Annotated in this window: 10 protein-coding genes and 2 tRNA genes; 10 read left to right on the top strand and 2 right to left on the bottom strand. The window is 71.7% G+C overall.

The window, feature by feature from the left end; all coding sequences use genetic code 11:
* Positions 1 to 63 precede the first annotated feature (63 nt).
* The 5 genes from rsfS to ACIQWG_RS10935 all read left to right on the top strand — a co-directional run bounded on the left by rsfS (position 64) and on the right by ACIQWG_RS10935 (position 2,324).
* Complete coding sequence (rsfS, locus tag ACIQWG_RS10955) at positions 64 to 510, top strand: ribosome silencing factor (protein WP_404093094.1); 447 nt, start codon at positions 64 to 66, stop codon at positions 508 to 510.
* Entirely contained in the window at positions 507 to 1,178 is a 672-nt protein-coding gene (locus ACIQWG_RS10950; protein WP_404093092.1) for a histidine phosphatase family protein, read from the top strand. Before rsfS ends, ACIQWG_RS10950 begins: the two co-directional genes overlap by 4 nt.
* Before the next feature lie 129 nt (positions 1,179 to 1,307).
* Positions 1,308 to 1,380: transfer RNA gene (locus tag ACIQWG_RS10945), tRNA-Ala, on the top strand.
* A 503-nt stretch (positions 1,381 to 1,883) separates the two neighbouring features.
* Complete coding sequence (locus ACIQWG_RS10940) at positions 1,884 to 2,117, top strand: hypothetical protein (RefSeq protein ID WP_003976229.1); 234 nt, start codon at positions 1,884 to 1,886, stop codon at positions 2,115 to 2,117.
* A gap of 134 nt (positions 2,118 to 2,251) precedes the next feature.
* Positions 2,252 to 2,324: transfer RNA gene (locus tag ACIQWG_RS10935), tRNA-Ala, on the top strand.
* Between the two features lie 104 nt (positions 2,325 to 2,428).
* Here the strand turns inward: ACIQWG_RS10935 and ACIQWG_RS10930 are convergent.
* Both ACIQWG_RS10930 and ACIQWG_RS10925 read right to left on the bottom strand, forming a co-directional pair.
* Complete coding sequence (locus ACIQWG_RS10930; RefSeq protein WP_404093091.1) at positions 2,429 to 4,039, bottom strand: NADH-ubiquinone oxidoreductase-F iron-sulfur binding region domain-containing protein; 1,611 nt, start codon at positions 4,037 to 4,039, stop codon at positions 2,429 to 2,431.
* On the bottom strand, positions 4,036 to 5,277 hold the full coding sequence (locus tag ACIQWG_RS10925) for a cytochrome b/b6 domain-containing protein (RefSeq protein ID WP_404093563.1): 1,242 nt from the start codon (positions 5,275 to 5,277) through the stop codon (positions 4,036 to 4,038). Before ACIQWG_RS10925 ends, ACIQWG_RS10930 begins: the two co-directional genes overlap by 4 nt.
* Positions 5,278 to 5,891: 614 nt before the next feature.
* Between ACIQWG_RS10925 and leuS the strand changes: the two genes are divergently transcribed.
* From leuS to ACIQWG_RS10900, 5 genes are all read left to right on the top strand, one after another.
* Positions 5,892 to 8,768 carry a leucine--tRNA ligase gene (leuS, locus tag ACIQWG_RS10920; RefSeq protein ID WP_404093090.1) on the top strand — a complete coding sequence of 959 codons (2,877 nt, stop codon included), beginning with the start codon at positions 5,892 to 5,894 and terminating at the stop codon, positions 8,766 to 8,768.
* Between the two features lie 279 nt (positions 8,769 to 9,047).
* Complete coding sequence (locus tag ACIQWG_RS10915) at positions 9,048 to 9,863, top strand: hypothetical protein (protein ID WP_404093089.1); 816 nt, start codon at positions 9,048 to 9,050, stop codon at positions 9,861 to 9,863.
* Between the two features lie 93 nt (positions 9,864 to 9,956).
* On the top strand, positions 9,957 to 10,802 hold the full coding sequence (locus tag ACIQWG_RS10910) for a DegV family protein (protein WP_404093088.1): 846 nt from the start codon (positions 9,957 to 9,959) through the stop codon (positions 10,800 to 10,802).
* Between the two features lie 130 nt (positions 10,803 to 10,932).
* Positions 10,933 to 12,057: a helix-hairpin-helix domain-containing protein gene (locus ACIQWG_RS10905; RefSeq protein ID WP_404093087.1), complete on the top strand. Its 1,125-nt coding sequence runs from the start codon at positions 10,933 to 10,935 to the stop codon at positions 12,055 to 12,057.
* The gene (locus ACIQWG_RS10900; protein ID WP_404093086.1) at positions 12,054 to 14,741 is read left to right on the top strand and encodes a ComEC/Rec2 family competence protein; all 2,688 of its coding nucleotides are present in this window, start codon (positions 12,054 to 12,056) and stop codon (positions 14,739 to 14,741) included. Before ACIQWG_RS10905 ends, ACIQWG_RS10900 begins: the two co-directional genes overlap by 4 nt.
* The last annotated feature ends 2 nt before the right edge of the window (positions 14,742 to 14,743 follow it).

The raw sequence follows: 14,743 nt of genomic DNA, 5'->3' as shown, positions 1-14,743 counted from the left end.
GGGGTGCCCTCGGCGGTCCGTGAGACCCTTGATGTCAAGTGTCCGCCGATCGAAAGCCTTGTAGTGACCGCTACCGACCGTTCCCTCGAGCTCGTCAACACCGCCGCACAGGCGGCCGCCGACAAGCTCGCGCACGACATCATCGCCTACGACGTGAGCGACGTCCTGTCGATCACGGACGCCTTCCTGCTGGCCTCCGCGCCCAACGACCGCCAGGTCAAGTCGATCGTCGACGAGATCGAGGAGCGGCTCCAGAAGGAGCTCGGCGTCAAGCCGGTGCGCCGCGAGGGCGACCGCGAGGCCCGCTGGGTGCTGCTCGACTACGTCGACATCGTCGTCCACGTCCAGCACAGCGAGGAGCGCGTCTTCTACGCCCTGGAGCGGCTGTGGAAGGACTGCCCCGAGCTGGAGCTGCCCGAGGACGCCAAGGCCACCCGTGGCAAGGCCGCGGAGCACGCCGAGCTCCAGGCCGCCGAGGAGGCCGCCGAACTCGGCGGTGAGTGGCGATGAGTGCCACCGGCGAGGTGACCGCGGGCAAGTCCGGCCGCGGCCGTCGCGTCATCCTCTGGCGGCACGGCCAGACCGCCTGGAACGTGGAGCGCCGCTTCCAGGGCACCACCGACGTCCCCCTCACCGAGGCCGGCGTCTCCCAGGCCCGCCGCGCCGCCCGGCTGCTCGCGGGTCTCAAGCCCGACGCGATCATCGCCTCCGACCTCCAGCGCGCCGCTCTCACGGCCGCCGAGCTGGCCGCGCTCACCGGCCTGGAGGTCACTCACGACGAGAGCCTGCGCGAGACCTACGCCGGCGTCTGGCAGGGCCTGACGCACGAGGAGATCATCGCCCGGTACGGCGAGGAGTACGCCGCGTGGAAGCGCGGTGAGCCGGTGCGCCGCGGCGGCGGCGAGCTGGAGACCGAGGTCGCCGACCGGGCCGCTCCGGTGGTGCTCCGGCACACCGAGAAGCTCCCGGACGACGGCACGCTCGTCGTGGTCAGCCACGGCGGCACCATCCGTACGACCATCGGCCGTCTCCTCGGCCTCCAGGCCCGGCACTGGGAGAGCCTCGGCGGCCTCTCCAACTGCTGCTGGTCCGTGCTGGGCGAGGGCGCGCGCGGCTGGCGCCTGCTGGAGCACAACGCCGGCACGCTGCCGGAGCCGGTGCTCGGCGACGACGACTGAGGCCGGGTGTCCCGGACGCGACGGCCCGGGAACCCGGATTTCACTTTCCGGCAGGTCACAGGCTAGAGTTCTTCTTGTTCGCCCCGCCGAGCGGGACGCGAGACAACATGCGGCTCAGCCGCGTGGCAAGGGGCTATAGCTCAGTTGGTAGAGCGCCTGCATGGCATGCAGGAGGTCAGGAGTTCAATTCTCCTTAGCTCCACAGCGAGACAACAAGATCCCGCCGATCGAAATGATCGGCGGGATCTTCTGGTATCCGCACCGGGGTCGCGATCAACGACCGGGCTCGCGTGGCCGGTTCGCACATGTTGTCGACCGGTGTCGAACTGTTCCGGTCCGGCTTGAGTGACTTGGGCCCCGGAGGCGTATACCTCTCAGGAGGCGCTTCGGGCTGCGTGTTCGCCCGGTTCGCACGGCCGCCCGGGCTGCTGTGTCCGGACTGGTACTGAGGCGTCGCTGACCGTATTGGTCCGGCCGTGGCAGAATCAAACGGCCGGAGGGGGCGCGGCCCGACGGGAGGGAGTAGCGATGCCTGCGTGCATCCTCGAGGAGGTCGGTCACCTCTTCGATGCAGCGTTGACACGGGATACGATCACCCGCCTCAGCTGCCCTTCCTGCGGCTCCGTCCATGTCGCTCAGCTGCTCGGTGACAACGGCGGAGTTTCCTACGTGTGCACGGCCTGCGGCCACAGCTGGAGCTGATCGATGGGTGCACACAGGCGAAAGTGCGACTGGTGCGGCAGTGGTACGCCGATCGTCCGTGACATGGAACCGGTGAACCCCGACTACCAGTACTGGTGCGAGGAATGCGCTCGGGCGCTGATCATAAAAGGCGATCCGATCGAGACCTACCGTGAACTCGAGGGCGAACCGATCTACGGCCGCCTCCTCGAAGAACACTGCACGCTGAAGCGTTTCTATTCCTTCGTCACGGCCTGAGGCGAACCGGGATCCCTCGTGGACATTTCGGACATTTACGGCCGTAATGCCGTGGGTGGCAAACGATTTGGTGCTGCACCCGGTCGACCGGTAATGTTGGCGTCGCCGCCGGGGAAACCTGGCGGACCAAGCAAGGGGCTATAGCTCAGTTGGTAGAGCGCCTGCATGGCATGCAGGAGGTCAGGAGTTCAATTCTCCTTAGCTCCACAGTAGATCCCGCCGGGTCAGTGAGACCCGGCGGGATCTTTTTGTCGTCCGGTGACGGCGAAGGGGCCGTCCAGCTGGACGGCCCCTTTCGTGTGTGCTCGGTCTCAGCGCCCCAATGCCCGCCTGCCGCGCCCCTGGGAGAGGACCGGCAGGTTGCGGGACGACTCCTGCACCCGGGTGTCCTCCTCCAGGCGCAGGGCGAGGGCGGGGCAACGCCGCACCGCGCGCAGCGCCTTGGCCTCGGCATAGCGCGGCACCTTCGCCTGGGCGACGGTCGGGAAGCCGTCGGCGCCCAACTGGAAGACCTCCGGGAGGATGTCCGCGCACAGGCCGTGGCCACGGCACAGCGTCCAGTCGACGTAGATCTTCTGCCGGCTGGGACCGTTCTCCTCCGACTCGGCGCCGCCCGGGAGGCCCGACGGTGCCCTGCCGCCCTCGAAGAGCGGCAGAACGCCCTCCACGGGCCGTCCGCAGCCGTTTCCGAGGACATGCGCCGCGAGGTCGTCGGTGAACGCCTTGATGGTCGACTCCAGGAACATCGCGGAGCCGTCCGGGTGGGAGCACGCGCCGCGCCGCTTCACGTTCTTGGCGACCTGCTTGAGCGCCTCCAGGGCGGCCGGGCCACCGCCGTTGAGGATGTCCTCCATGCCGCGCGCGGCGGCCGGCAGACCGAGGTAGCAGGGGCCGCACTGGCCCGCGCTCTCCTCGGCCAGCCACTGTGCGACGCGCAGCGACTCGCCCAGCGGGCAGGTCTCCTGGGTGATCGGCAGGATCGCGCCGGCGCCCAGCGAACCGCCCACCGCGTCCAGGGAGTTGCGGGAGACGATCGCCTCGTTGACGGTGGCCGCGTCGATCCACTTGCCGTGGTAGCCGCCGGTCAGCACGCCCTGGGGGACCGGCGGGGCACCGGCGAGCTGGAGGACGTAGCGCAGCGGCACGCCCGTGGGTACCTCGATGACCATCGGGCGGGCGACCGCGCCGGAGACCGTGAGCATCACGGTGCCCGGCTCGTCGTACAGGCCGGTGTTGCCGTAGCGCTCCGGGCCGATGCGGGCGGCGATCGCCAGTTGCGCGAACGTCTCGGCGTTGGACAGCAGCGTGGGGGCGCCGCCGACGCCGTTCTGTGAGGCGCTGACCTTGCGGCCGGGCGGGATCGCCGGGCCGCCGTCGATGGAGCGGACCACGGAGGCGGCGGCTCCGGTGACCATGCGCACCGGGTTGCGCTGGACGAACGCGCGTAGCGCGGACCGGCGGCTGTTGCTGAGGCCGCGCTCGGCGAGGGCGGCCTCCATGGAGCGCTGCGTGGACTCCCGGGTGACCGCCACCACGAGCGTGCGGGCACCCATGGCCTCGGCGCACAGCAGGGCGCCGTCCAGGATGAGATGGGGGGCACGGTTGATCATCACCGTGTCCTTGCGGCAGGCCGGTTCGTCCTCACTGCCGTTGACGACGACGACCGGACGCACCCCGCGCTTGATCGCGGTCTCGGCGACCGAGCGCAGCTTCTTGTGGAAGGGGAAGCCCGCGCCGCCGCGGCCCTTGAGGTTGATGTTCTCGGCGAGCTTCGCGAGCTGCTCGCCGCCCAACGGTTCGAGCGGCCCGTGCACCTTGAGATGCATGGGCAGATCGAGTCTCTCGACAAGGTCGAAACCCGACGTGAGCTGGGGAAGTCCGACCACGCGGACTTCTGGTACGTCGGGCAGGGCCTCGTTCACTTAAAGCCTCCGGAAGGCGTGTTCCAAGGTTCGCCCGAACCCGGTGCGTCGAAGTCGTAGGGGGCACCGGGGAATGTCTCAGTGGCGGGACCGCTGTTGTTGTACGTGTCGTTCTGGTTGTACGTGCCGAAGACGGCGTTCGTCTCAGCGGTGTCGTACACATCACTCGAGCCGTAGCCCGAAGCGCCGGTCTCATAGCCCTGGGTGCCCGAATTGCCGTAGACGGGGATGGAGTATCCCGTGTCGTTCAGGGGGTCGTAGGCGGACGGGGGTGCCTCGCCGACCGGCGGCGGGGAGGGGATCGGCCAGTTGCCCGTGCTGCTGCCGTCGACGCGCGGGATCGCCTCCGTCGGCTGCATGTCCAGGGGCAGGTCCATGCGTGAGGTCTGGTCGGCGTACGGCTGCTGCTGCCGCCCGCGCGAGCTGGGTGAGACGGCTCGGTAGGCGGCGGCGAAACCGCCCGTGGTCTCCGCGGCGGACGGGGCCTGGGAGGGCATGCCGGGCAGGGGGCCCGGGCGTGCGTCGCGGCCTCGGCTGCCTCGGGACGGCCGTTCCGGGCGCTGGTTGTCGTAGCCGGGCAGGGAGGACCCGGACGCCGCCCTCGCGCGGCTCTCCTCCAGGTCCTCGCGGACACCCGGCTCGTTGCCGATGATCTGGGCCAGCCGGTCGGCGACCTTGCGCTTGAAGGGGCGTGGTGCCGCGCGCAGGGCCAGTGCCGCGGCGACGGCGACCACACACAGCTCGTAGCACACCATGAAGAACGGCGCCGCCGGGCGGCCGGCGAACAGTCCGTGGATCAGGGCCGAGCACCAGGCCGGGTAGGCCAGCATGTGCATCATCCGCCAGCGCGCCGCGACGGGCGCCGGGGACGCGAAGCGGTTGCGCAATGCGCCGGTGACGCCCACGAAGATCATGAGGAGGGCGGCCAGGGAACCCAGGCCGACCAGGAAGGCGCTGCCCGGGATCTCGGTGCCGCCGGCGAACGTGAGGCTGAAGGGGATCAGCGCGGCGAGCAGGGTGGCGTGGCCGAGGGCCAGCTTGACGCCGATGTGCACCAGGAGGAACGCGATCGAGGCCACGGCGGTCACCCGGTGGATGCCCTGCGCGATGATCCGCTGGCGGGTGTTGAGGATCATCCGGTCCTGGGCGACGAGGCCCCAGATCACCGAGCAGGTCAGGCAGACGAGCGACAGGACGCCGGCTCCGAAGTTGAGGAACTCCAGGAACGCGTCGTCCATCACACTGTCGTTCGGATCCGTCGTCACGACATACCTCCCGATATCGCGATGAGGGGTATGGACGACAGAGAGGCACCGACCGACGCCCCCCGAGCCGGGGGGGCCGGCCTGGGGGGCGAGGTGCTGTGAGGGCGAGGGTTCATGGGGGCGACTCCGAACGGTTCGGGAAAGTGGTCCCGGTGCCGCACTCTAAGTGGCTCCATACCGGGGGGTACGGCGTTTGAGTTATTGCGTTGTTATCTACGGGCTGAGAGAAGCTTGTGCTGTCCCTTAGCGACTGTTACGCCAGGTAACAGTTGAGGGTTGTTCAACTTTTCGAGGTCTTCACAACTCTCAGGTACGGAATCGGGGGCGCGGTTGTTCATGCGCGAGCCCCCCAGTGAGCCCCGTCATGCGCCCCGCCACAAGCCCGTCGCGACCCGCTCGGGCCCTGCGGTACCCTGACGCCATGCGTGCCGTACGCCTTCTGCTTAGCGGGCCGCGCTGATCAGTCCCGACCACCGGGCGAATCGGATGGTCGGAATCGGCGCGGCGTCCCCTCCTGTGCGAGGGGATTTTTCGTTTCCGGAGAGCCGCAGCCGCGGGCAGAGACGATCGATGGAGCTTTGAGGATCATGAGCGAGACGAACCCCGCTGCCGCCGCCGAGGTGGCCGCGCCGCACCGCTACACGGCCGCCATGGCGGCCGAGATCGAGGCACGCTGGCAGGACTTCTGGGACGTCGACGGCACGTACGCGGCGCCGAACCCCGAGGGCGACCTGGCGGGCGACCCCGCGCTGGTCGCCAAGCCCAAGAAGTTCATCATGGACATGTTCCCGTACCCCTCCGGCGCGGGCCTGCACGTCGGCCACCCCCTGGGCTACATCGCCACCGACGTCTTCGCGCGCTTCCAGCGCATGACCGGCCACAACGTCCTGCACACCCTGGGCTTCGACGCCTTCGGCCTGCCCGCCGAGCAGTACGCCGTGCAGACCGGCACGCACCCGCGTGTGTCCACCGAGGCCAACATCAAGAACATGCAGATCCAGCTGCGCCGGCTGGGCCTGGGCCACGACAAGCGCCGGTCGTTCGCCACGATCGACCCTGACTACTACAAGTGGACCCAGTGGATCTTCCTGCGGATCTTCAACTCCTGGTACGACGCCGAGGCGGGGAAGGCCCGGCCGATCGCCGAACTGGTCGCCCGGTTCGAGAGCGGTGAGCGCGCGGTACCCGGCGGGCGCTCCTGGGCCGACCTGACCGCCACCGAGCGCGCCGACGTGCTGAGCGAGTACCGGTTGGCCTACGCCTCCGACGCGCCCGTCAACTGGTGCCCCGGCCTGGGCACCGTGCTGGCCAACGAGGAGGTCACCGCCGAGGGCCGCTCCGAGCGCGGCAACTTCCCGGTCTTCAAGGCCAAGCTGCGCCAGTGGAACATGCGGATCACCGCCTACGCCGACCGGCTGCTGGACGACCTGGACGAGCTGGACTGGCCCGAGGCCATCAAGCTGCAACAGCGCAACTGGATCGGCCGCTCCGAGGGCGCCCGCGTCGACTTCCCCATCGACGGCGAGAACATCACGGTCTTCACCACCCGCCCCGACACCCTGTTCGGCGCGAGCTACATGGTGCTGGCGCCGGAGCACCCGCTGGTCGACAAATTCACCCCGGACGCCTGGCCCGAGGGCACGCACGACGTGTGGACCGGCGGCCACGCGACCCCGGCCGAGGCCGTCGCCGCCTACCGCGCGCAGGCCGCCGCCAAGTCCGACGTCGAGCGCCAGGCCGAGGCCAAGGACAAGACCGGCGTCTTCATCGGCTCGTACGCGACCAACCCGGTCAACGGCGAGCAGGTCCCCGTCTTCATCGCCGACTACGTCCTGATGGGCTACGGCACCGGCGCGATCATGGCCGTTCCGGCGGGCGACCAGCGCGACTTCGAGTTCGCGCGCGCCTTCGAGCTGCCGATCGTCTGCATCGTCGAGCCGACGGACGGACGCGGCACGGACACCTCCACGTGGGAGAACGCCTTCGGGTCCTACGACGCGAAGATCATCAACTCCACCGGTGAGGGTGTGTCCCTGGACGGCCTGGGCGTCGCCGAGGCCAAGGCGCGCATCACCGAGTGGCTGGAGCGGTCCGGCATCGGCGAGGGCACCGTCAACTTCCGGCTGCGCGACTGGCTGTTCAGCCGCCAGCGCTACTGGGGCGAGCCCTTCCCGATCGTCTACGACGAGGACGGCGTCGCCCACGCGCTGCCCGAGTCAATGCTGCCGCTGGAGCTGCCCGAGGTCGAGGACTACAGCCCGCGCACCTTCGACCCGGACGACGCCGACACCCAGCCCGAGACGCCGCTGTCGCGCAACGAGGAGTGGGTCAACGTCACGCTGGACCTGGGCGACGGACGCGGTCCTCGCCCGTACCGGCGTGAGACCAACACCATGCCCAACTGGGCCGGTTCCTGCTGGTACGAGCTGCGCTACCTGGACCCGCACAACAGCGAGCAGCTGGTCGACCCCGAGATCGAGCGGTACTGGATGGGTCCGCGCGAGGGCCAGCCGCACGGCGGTGTCGACCTGTACGTCGGCGGCGCCGAGCACGCCGTGCTGCACCTGCTGTACGCCCGCTTCTGGTCCAAGGTCCTGTTCGACCTGGGGCACGTCTCCTCCGCGGAGCCGTTCCACAAGCTGTTCAACCAGGGCATGATCCAGGCCTACGTCTACCGGGACGCGCGTGGGATCGCCGTACCGGCCGCCGAGGTGGAGGAGCGCGACGGCGCCTACTACTACCAGGGCGAGAAGGTCTCCCGGCTGCTGGGCAAGATGGGCAAGTCCCTGAAGAACGCGGTCACTCCGGACGAGATCTGCGCGGAGTACGGCGCCGACACGCTGCGGCTGTACGAGATGGCGATGGGCCCGCTGGACGTCTCCCGGCCGTGGGACACGCGCGCGGTGGTCGGCCAGTTCCGCCTGCTCCAGCGACTGTGGCGCAACGTCGTCGACGAGGCCACCGGTGAGTTGACCGTCGTCGACGCCGAGCCCGACGAGGAGACGCTGCGTGCCCTGCACAAGGCGATCGACGGGGTGCGCGGGGACCTGGAGGGCATGCGGTTCAACACCGCCATCGCCAAGGTCACCGAGCTGAACAACCACCTGACCAAGGCGGGCGGCGCGGTGTCGCGCTCGGTCGCCGAGGCGCTGGTGCTGATGGTGGCGCCGCTGGCCCCGCACATCGCCGAGGAGCTGTGGCGCAAGCTGGGCCGCACCGACTCGGTCGTCCACCAGGACTTCCCGGTCGCCGACCCCGCGTACGTCGTGGACGAGACCGTGACCTGCGTCGTGCAGATCAAGGGCAAGGTCAAGGCCCGCCTGGAGGTCTCGCCGGCCATCTCCGAGGAGGAGCTGGAGAAGGTCGCGCTGTCCGACGAGAAGGTCGTGGCGGCGCTGGACGGGGCCGGGATCCGGAAGGTGATCGTGCGGGCGCCGAAGCTGGTGAACATCGTTCCGGCGTGAGTCCGCCTCCGCGGCGGGGCCGGGTCGGGTTCCGTGAGCGTACAGCGGTCGGCTCGGGCGGCCGCCGGGTTCGGGGGGCTGTGCGGGGCCGGCCGGCGGGGCTGACCGGTGGGGCTGACCGGTGGGGCCGGCCGGTGGGGCTGACCGGCCCACATGATCTCGGCTCGGGGTGATCCCCTACGGGCAGGTTCGGGGTTCTTCTGGAACTCCGAGCCTGCCCGCTGCGTTTACCGTTGAAGAGTGACGTGGCGTGGGCCGCGCCGGTCGGAGGAGGAGTTCGTGGAAGCAGTGATCGCAGTTTTCGCCCTGCTCTTCGTGCTCTTCGTGGCGCTCGGCGCGTACGCCACGGTGAAGGTGGTAGGTGCCGCCAAGCGCCGCGTGGACGAGACGATCACCCACGCACGGCGCACGGTCGAGAACCACACGCTGCGGGCCAAGTCCTTCGCCCAGCCCGGTCCGGCCGGCGAGATCGCCCAGCTGCGGCTGAAGCTGCGCACCTCCATGCGGGCCACGCAGGAGGCACTGCACGCGGGCGTGGGTGAGGACGAGTCCCTCAGAGAGTCCCTCGGCCTCTTCCAGCGCCTCAGCACACACGGGCACGAACTGGACGCCGAACTGCGGCGCCTGGAGTCCGAGCCGGACCGCTCGACGCTCGCCGAGCGGGTGCCCGACCTGCGCGAGCGCACCGAGCGCATCGTCCACGCCGCGGACTCCCTGCGCTGGGCGGTCCGCGACCGGGCCGACCGCTTCGCCGCCGACGACCTGGACTCCCTCAGCACACAGATCGACATGGAGACCGGCGCGCTGCGGCACTGGCAGACGACCGAGTCCACGACGCCGGGATCTTCGCCGGGCGGGTCCTCGACGACCGGGGCCGCAACGGCCGCGTCCTCGTCGCCGACCCCGCCGTCGTCGACACCGCCCCCGTGGCCGGAGGCCCCCGCCGCCGAGTCCGGTGCGACGACCGAGCAGACCTGGCCGGACACCCCCCGGTCGAAGCGGGCCGAGGAACCGACGCGGCCCGCCATCAACCCGCCCGGACCTCGCCCGACATACCCGTGGCAGAAGAAACCCCGCCCCGAGAGCACGACTTGAGCGCGCGGGACCGCGAACCGCTCCGGTCAAGGCTGCACCGGCTGAGCGGGGTCGGGCTGCCGCCCGGGCGCTACGCCAGGTAACCTCCAGCTCATGTCCCGCCATGTCGCTATCGTCACCGATTCAACGGCCTACCTGCCGCCCCGGACGATGGAGCGCCACGGCATCACAGCGGTGCCCCTGACCGTGGTCGTCGGCGGCCGGGCACTGGACGAGGGCACCGAGATCTCCACCCGTTCCCTCGCCCAGGCGTTGCAGAAGCGACGCCCCGTCACCACCTCCCGCCCCAGCCCCGAGGTCTTCGCGGAGCACTACCGCAAGGTCGCCGAGGCCGGCGCCACCGGCATCGTCTCCCTGCACCTGTCAGCCGAACTCTCCGGCACCTACGACGCCGCGGTCCTCGCCGCACGCGAGGCGCCGGTGCCGGTCCGGGTGGTGGACACCGGGATGGTCGCCATGGCGCTCGGGTTCTGCGCGCTGGCCGCGGCAGCGGCGGCGGAAGCGGGCGGCACGGTGGACGAGGCCGTGACGGCGGCCGAGAAACGGGCCGGGGGTACGGCCGCCTACTTCTACGTGGACACCCTCGACTACTTGCGTCGTGGCGGCCGTATCGGCGCCGCCCAGGCGCTGCTGGGCTCCGCGCTCGCGGTGAAGCCGCTGCTGCAACTGGAGGGCGGCCGGATCGGGCCGCTGGAGAAGGTACGGACGGCGTCCAAGGCGATCGCCCGCCTGGAGGAGATCGCGGCCGACCGGGCGGGCAGTGCGCAGGTCGACATCGCGGTCCACCATCTCACCGCCCCCGACCGGGCGTCGGCGCTGGCGGATCGTTTGCGGGCACGGGTGCCGGGGCTGGCCGACCTGCATGTGAGCGAGGTCGGAGCGGTGATCGGGGCGCATACCGGGCCCGGTCTGCTGGGGGTCGTGGTCTCGCCTCGCTGAGCGGTCCGTTGGGTGGGGTCGGGCGGCGACGCTCCTCGTGTGGGTGACGGAGTTATCCACAACTGGCTGGTAGTCCCCGGAAATTGAGCAAGATCATCGCGGTTGTGGCGAGGTGCCTGATCCTCGTCGCATGGCACTTCGATCACGTACACGCACAGCCACGACGACGGTGAGCAGCGGTCCGGGCCGCGGCCGCTACTCCGACAGCCGCGCCCGGCACCGACGAGGCACGCAGGCCCCGGGGAGGGCCCGGCAGCGCCATGGCTCGGGGGAGGAGCTACGGCGCCGGGCGGAGGTGATCTTCGCCGAACGGGCCGCGGAACGAGGGGAGTCGGGGACGGGGCCGCCGGGGTGGGAGGAGGGTGCTCGACGCCGGGAGGGTGAGGGCGGCGAGCGGGCCGAAGCCGGCGACGTAGGGGCGGACGTGGCAGGGGCCGTCACTGGCGTTGCTTCCGGGGCCGCCCCCGAGGTGTCCCGCGAGGTCTCCCCCGAGCGGGACGACGCGGGCACGGGGGATTGGCGGGCGAGGGCCGGGCTGGCGCTGCGGGAGCGGATGCCGTTGTGGCTTCAGGCGCGGTGCGGGCTGGAGCGGCGGAGCGTGCTGGCGCTCACCGTGGTGCTCGTCCTCGCCGCCGGTTTCGCGGCGCAGCACTTCTGGACGGGGCGATCCCAGCCCTTGCGGGCGCCCGAGGTGGTGCGGGCAGCGGCTCCTTACGGCTCGGGCGAACCGGTAGGGGAGCAAGGCGGGCCGAGCGGGCCGGCTGCGTCGGCGGCCGGTGCGCAGGTCGGCGCCCCGGGCTCGGCCGCCGCCGAGATCGTGGTGGACGTCGGCGGGAAGGTGCGTGAGCCGGGGATCCATCGGCTGCCGGCGGGCTCGCGCGTGGCAGACGCCCTTCGCGCGGCCGGTGGGGTGCGCCCAGGTACCGACACCGACGGTCTCAACCGGGCCCGGTTCCTGATGGACGGCGAGCAGGTGATCGTCGGAGCTCCGGCCGGCGCTCCCGGGACGGCTCCGGGTGCGGGCACGGGCGGCGCGACGGTCCCCGGCGGCACGGCACCCGCCGCGCCGGTCTCCCTCAACACCGCCACCGTGGACCAGCTCGACACCCTCCCTGGCGTCGGCCCGGTGCTGGCCCAGCACATCATCGACTACCGCACCCAGCACGGCGGCTTCCGCTCCGTGGACGAGTTGCGTGACGTCAACGGCATCGGTGATCGCCGCTTCGCCGATCTGCGGAACCTCGTACGGCCATGAGGCGCGAAGACCGCGAGATCCGTGTCCCCGACCTCGTCCCCATCCACGTCCCCGACCTTGCCTCCACCTCCACCTCCACCCGCACCCCTGTCCACGCCGCATCCGGACGACGGCTCGGTGCCGCGCACCCCCGGCAGGAAGGACCGGCGGACCTCCGTCTCGTCCCACCGGCACTCGCCGCCTGGGCGACGGCGGCGTTGATGCTGGACGCCTCGCCGGTGTGGATTGCCGGTACGGCGGTCGTCTGCCTGCTGGCGGCAGTCGTTCTGCTGCTGGTGCGTGGCAGCGGGACAGGCGCCGGCCGCCCCACCGGGACCGGGCCGGACTCCCCGCCGGTGCTGCCCACCCCATGCGAACGGGGCTCGACGTCCGTCCGCCCGCCCTGGCACCGCACCTGGCACCGCACCTCCGTCGCCGCCGCCTTGCTCTGCGTCGCCGCGGCCGCCGCCTCCGCCGGGCTGCACGGGGCCGACCTGCGACGCGGGCCGGTGCCGGGGCTGGCGCGGGAGTACGCCACGGTGACCGCCGAGGTCGAGCTCACCGCCGACCCCCGGCTCACCAGACCCCGGGTCAAGGGCAATCACATGGCGCCGACCTCCGTGCTGGTCGAGGCGGACGTACGGCGAGTTGAGGAGGCGGACGGCACGGCGATGGTGACGCGGGCGCCGGTGTTGATGATCATCGACGGGGACCGGCCAGACCGGCCACCCGCCGCCGACACGCAGCCGCAGCCGTCCTCCGCCAGCCAGCCCTCACCCTGGCTGAGCCTGCTGCCCTCCACGCGTCTGCGGGTGAGCGCGCGGCTCGCGCCCGCCCTGGTCGGCGGGGACCGGATCGCGGCCGTGCTGCGGGTGCGGGACCCGGTCGCGCCCCAGGTCGTGGGGGAGCCGTCGGGGGCGCAGCGGCTGGCGGGGCGGTTACGCGGCGGGCTGCGGGAGGCGACGGACGGGCTGCCGGCGGACGCTCGGGACTTGCTGCCGGGGCTGGTCGTGGGCGACACCTCGCGGATCACCCCGGAGCTGGACCAGGCCTTCAAGGAGACCGACCTGGCGCACACGCTCGCCGTCTCCGGCAGCAATCTCACGATCATCCTGGCCCTGCTGATCGGCCCACCCGGCCTGGCACAACTTGCGGAGCGCCGTGGGCTCGCGCCTCGCCTCGGCGTCTCGCTGCGGACGACCGCGCTGCTCGGCGGAGCGCTCACCCTCGCGTTCGTCGTCGTGTGCCGGCCCGACCCGAGCGTGCTGCGGGCGGCGGCCTGTGGCGCCGTCGCGCTGCTCGCGCTGGCGACCGGGCGCCGCAGATCGCTGATCCCCGCGCTGGCGACGGCCGTGCTGCTGCTGGTCCTGTACGACCCGTGGCTCGCCCGCAGCTACGGCTTCCTGCTCTCCGTGCTGGCGACGGGCGCTCTGCTCACCCTCGCGCCCCGGTGGAGCGTGGCGCTGCGCGGACGCGGGGTGCCGCCGAGGCTCGCCGAGGCGCTGGCCGCCGCGGCAGCCGCACAGGCACTGTGCGCGCCGGTCGTGGCGGTGCTGTCGGCCCGGGTGAGCCTGGTGGCGGTGCCGTGCAATCTGCTCGCGGAGTTCGCGATCGCGCCGGCCACGGTGCTGGGCTTCGCGGCGCTGGCCACGGCGCCGGTGGCGATGCCGGTGGCCAAGGTGCTGGCGTGGTGCGCGAGTTGGCCCGCCGGGTGGATCGCGGACGTCGCCCGGACGGGCGCCGCACTGCCCGGCGCGGGCGTGGACTGGCCCGGCAGCTGGACCGGGGCTGCGCTGCTGGCCCTCGCCACGGTGGTGGTCCTGCTGGTCGGCCGGCGTCTGCTGCGGCACCCCTGGTGGTGCGGTGTCTGCGGGGCGCTGCTTCTGCTGGCGGTGGTGCAGCCGCCACCGCTGACCAGGGTCGTCACGGGGTGGCCGCCGCCGGGGTGGCGGTTCGCGATGTGCGATGTGGGGCAGGGCGACGCGACGGTGCTCGCGGCGGGCGAGGGGACGGGTGTGGTCGTGGACGCCGGCCCCGATCCGACGCTGGTCGACCGCTGTCTGCGCACGCTCGGCATCAAGCGGATCCCGCTCGTGGTGCTGACCCACTTCCACGCCGACCATGTGGCGGGCCTGCCCGGCGTCCTGCGCGGGCGCGAGGTGGGCGCGATCGAGACCACGGGACACGAAGAGCCCGTGGACCAGGTGGAGTTCGTACGGAGGGAGGCGGCCGTCCGGCGCGTTCCCGTGACGCGGGCCGCGGCCGGGGAGGAGCGGCGCACCGGCTCGTTGAGCTGGCAGGTGCTGTGGCCGCCGGCCCACCCCGCCCTGGCCCCCGACGGCCCGAACGACTCCAGCGTCACCCTGCTCGCCCGCTCGGCGGGACTGCGGCTGCTGCTGCTCGGGGATCTGGAACCCCCCGCCCAGCGGGCGCTGTTGAGATCGCCGGACGCGGCGCTGCTGGCCGGCGTGGACGTGCTGAAGGTCGCCCACCACGGCTCGGCCTACCAGGACCCGGAGCTCATACGCCGGGCGGCGCCCAGGCTGGCACTGATCTCCTGCGGGGAGGACAACCCGTACGGGCACCCGGCCCCCGGCACCGTCGCGGCGCTGCGGGCGCAGGGCGCGGTGGTGCTGCGGACGGACGAGGACGGGGCGATCGCGGTCGCGGGTACGGGCGCGGAGCTCACCGTGGCGGGAGACTGAGG

It is taken from the genome of Streptomyces sp. NPDC098781 (assembly GCF_044759995.1).
Lineage (GTDB): Bacteria > Actinomycetota > Actinomycetes > Streptomycetales > Streptomycetaceae > Streptomyces.
The sequence above is the reverse complement of the archived record's forward strand: the minus strand, read 5'-3'. Positions and strand labels throughout refer to the sequence as shown.